At 68.5% G+C, this 3,364-nt stretch carries 2 protein-coding genes and 1 pseudogene; all 3 read left to right on the top strand.

The window, feature by feature from the left end; genetic code table 11:
• Nucleotides 1–1,139 (top strand): electron transfer flavoprotein-ubiquinone oxidoreductase (locus WAL33_RS08455; protein ID WP_422180377.1); only part of this gene is annotated, 1,139 nt, incomplete at its 5' end.
• 105 nt (nt 1,140–1,244) lie between these two features.
• The gene (locus WAL33_RS08460; protein WP_422180379.1) at nt 1,245–2,978 is read left to right on the top strand and encodes a tetratricopeptide repeat protein; all 1,734 of its coding nucleotides are present in this window, start codon (nt 1,245–1,247) and stop codon (nt 2,976–2,978) included.
• 53 nt (nt 2,979–3,031) lie between these two features.
• Nucleotides 3,032–3,364, top strand: a pseudogene (locus WAL33_RS08465) (4-(cytidine 5'-diphospho)-2-C-methyl-D-erythritol kinase); the annotation flags it as partial.

A 3,364-nucleotide genomic window follows, 5' to 3' on the forward strand; every position in this document is an offset into this window, starting at 1 on the left:
TGGAGCTGCACGGCAAGTACGTGTTCATCGCCGAGGGCGTGCGCGGCTCGCTGGCCAAGCAACTGATCGCCAAGTTCGACCTGTCGGCCGGCAAGTCGCCGCAGAAGTACGGCATCGGCATCAAGGAACTGTGGCAGGTGCCGCCCGAAAAGCACCAGCCGGGCCTGGCCGAGCACACCACCGGCTGGCCGCTGGACAACCAGACCGGCGGCGGCAGCTTCATGTACCACTTCGGGGACAATTACGTGGCCATCGGCTACGTCGTGCACCTGAACTACAAGAACCCCTGGCTGTCGCCGTTCGACGAGTTCCAGCGCTTCAAGCACCATCCGGCGGTGAAGCCGCACCTGGAAGGCGGCAAGCGCATCGCATACGGCGCGCGGGCCATCACCGAGGGCGGCTATCAGTCGGTGCCGAAGCTGACCTTCCCGGGCGGGGCGCTGATCGGCTGCTCGGCCGGCTTCGTCAACGTGCCGCGCATCAAGGGCAGCCACAACGCGGTCAAGACCGGCATGCTGGCCGCCGACGCCGCCTTCGAAGCCCTCGCCGCCGGCCGCGCCGGCGACGAACTGGTCGCCTACCAGGACCTCTACGAGAAGTCCTGGGTGGCCAAGGAGCTGAAGGTGGTCCGCAACGCCAAGCCGCTGCTGGGCAAGTTCGGCACCGCCCTGGGCGGCGCGCTGGGCATGTTCGACATGTGGGTCAACCACCTGACGGGCGGCTTCTCGTTCTTCGGCACGATGAAGCACGAAAAGACCGACGCGGCCTCGACGGGCCTGGCCAAGGACTACAAGCCCCTGGTCTATCCCAAGCCGGACGGCGTGATCAGCTTCGACAAGCTGAGCTCGGTGTTCATCTCGGCCACCAACCACGAGGAAGACCAGCCGGCCCACCTGAAGCTGAAGGACCCGACGGTCCCGATCGCGGTGAACCTGCCCAAGTATGGCGAACCGGCGCGGCTCTACTGCCCGGCGGGCGTCTACGAGGTGCTCTACAACGAGCAGGGCCAGGATCCGCGCTTTCAGATCAACGCCCAGAACTGCGTCCACTGCAAAACCTGCGACATCAAGGACCCGTCGCAGAACATCGTGTGGACGACGCCCGAGGGCGGCGGCGGACCGAACTATCCGAACATGTAAGAGGCCTTCAAAAGGTCTCTTAGGACCTTAGAATAGGGCGCGGTCCGAGCAGTCGGATCGCGCCTTTTTCTTGCGGCGCGGACTGAAACCGATGAGGGTGCGGACATGACGCGTAACAAGCTGCTTCTCGCCCTTCTTTCGGCCTCGACCCTGACCGCCTGCGCCGCCGCCACGCCTGGACCGGACCTGCGCGGCCAGCTCGTCATGGGATCCACCTGGGGCTCCAGCCGATCGGCCTATGGCCAGTTCCTGGCCGGACAGGCGGCGCTGCAGAACGGTTCGAACGCTCAAGCCGCGACCTATTTCGACGAAGCGCGTCAGTTGGACGAGGATCCGGGAGTCCTGGCCGATCGCGCCTTCACCGCCGCCCTGCTGGCCGGCGACGTGCAGCGCGCCGCCGCCATCGCGCCGCGTGGAGCAGACGCCAATGAGCAGGTGCGCCGGCTGGGCGTCCTGACCCGTGTGGTCGAGTTGATGGCCGGCGGCAAGGGCCGCGAGGCCCAGACCCTGCTGAAGACCGAGACCCTGGGCTTCCCCCATCGTCCGGCCGCCGTGCTGTTGGCGCCGTGGCTGGCCGCCGCCGCCGGCGACGACAACGGCGCCGTCGTGCGTCCCGAGCTGCAGGGCGATCGGTTCGTGCAGTTCTTCGGCCAACTGAGCCAGGCCAGGCTCTATGAACGCGCCAAGCGCTATGACGAGGCCGAGACCGACTACAAGGCGCTGATGGCGGTCGAGAACGCCAAGGGCCTGTTCGTCGAGGACTACGGTGCGTTCCTGGAACGCCGCAAGCGCCACGCCGACGCGGTGGCTCTGTACGACGCGGCCCTGGCTCGCGATCCGGACGATCAGGGGCTGCAACAGGCCCGGGCCCGGGCCGCCGCGCGAGGCCCGGCGCCGGCCATGACCACCGAAAAGCAGGGCGCGGCTCATATGCTGGTCGCCTGCGCCGCCACGTTCGCCAGCGAGCGCCAGAGCCAGTTCGGCTTGGCCTATCTGCGTCTGGCCCTGCGGCTGGACCCCAAGCGCGACGACGCCTGGCTCCTGGTCGGCGACCTGCTGGCTCAGGACGACGATGACGCCGGCGCCCGCAACGCCTACGCCAAGGTGCCCGCGACCTCGGCCCGCTATGTCGCGGCCCAGTCCAAGCTGGCCTGGAACTACCAGACCAGCGGCGACAAGGACAAAGCCGTCGTCCTGGCTCAACAGTCGGCCGCGGCCGCGCCCAAGGACCGCGACGCCCAGATCACCTATGCCGACCTGCTGCGGGCCAACGAGCGCTGGGCCGAGTCGGCCGCCGCCCTCGATCCGCTGATCGCCGGCGAAGGCGACAAGCCCGACTGGCGTCTGCTCTATATGCGCGGCATCGCGCTGGAGCGGGCCGGCCGGTGGGACGACGCCGAGCGCGATCTGCTGCTGGCGCTCAAGCTCAGCCCCGACGAGCCCGACCTGCTGAACTATCTCGGCTATTCGTGGATCGATCGCGGCGTCCGTCTGCCCGAGGCGATCGCCATGGTCCAGAAGGCGGTCGAGGCTCGTCCCCAGTCGGGCGCCATGCTCGACTCCCTGGGCTGGGGCTATTACCGCCAAGGCGACTACAAGACCGCCGTGGTCAAGCTGGAGCAGGCCGTCGAGCTGGAGCCGGGCGATCCGGACGTCAACGGCCATCTGGGCGACGCCTACTGGCGTATCGGCCGGCAGGTCGAGGCGCGCTACCAGTGGCAGCGGGTGCTCAGCCTGGAGCCGGATCCGAAACAGAAGGCCGAGGCCGAAGCCAAGCTGAAGGACGGTCTGGGCCCGAACGGTCCGGCGGTCTCGACCTCGGTGGCCAAGGCGGGGTAGGGGCTTTTCCGTTTCATTCGCCCTGCAACGGGCAAGCCCAAGAAGAGCAAGTCATGCGCCTCGACGCCTTCGCCCCGGCCAAGGTCAATCTGTTCCTGCACGTCGGCGGGCCCGACGCGCAGGGCTATCATCCGATCTCCAGCCTGATGCTGTTCGCCGACGTCGGCGACCGGGTCAGCCTGCAGGCGGCCGATGCGTTGAGCTTCGAGGCGACGGGGCGGTTCGGCGGCGACATCCCGGTCGACGACGGCAATCTGGTGGTGCGGGCCGGCGACGCGCTGCGCGCCCGGCTGGGCGGACCGCTGCCGCCCTTCCGCCTGATCCTCGACAAGGCCCTGCCGATCGCCGCCGGCCTGGGGGGCGGCTCCAGTGACGCAGGCGCGGCC

Source organism: Caulobacter sp. (assembly GCF_049283275.1).
In the GTDB taxonomy this organism is placed as follows: Bacteria; Pseudomonadota; Alphaproteobacteria; order Caulobacterales; family Caulobacteraceae; genus Caulobacter.

Excerpts from the sequence above, each read along its gene's own strand:
- WAL33_RS08460 (WP_422180379.1), top strand. The coding sequence starts at position 1,245 with ATGACGCGTAACAAGCTGCTTCTCGCCCTTCTTTCGGCCTCGACCCTG.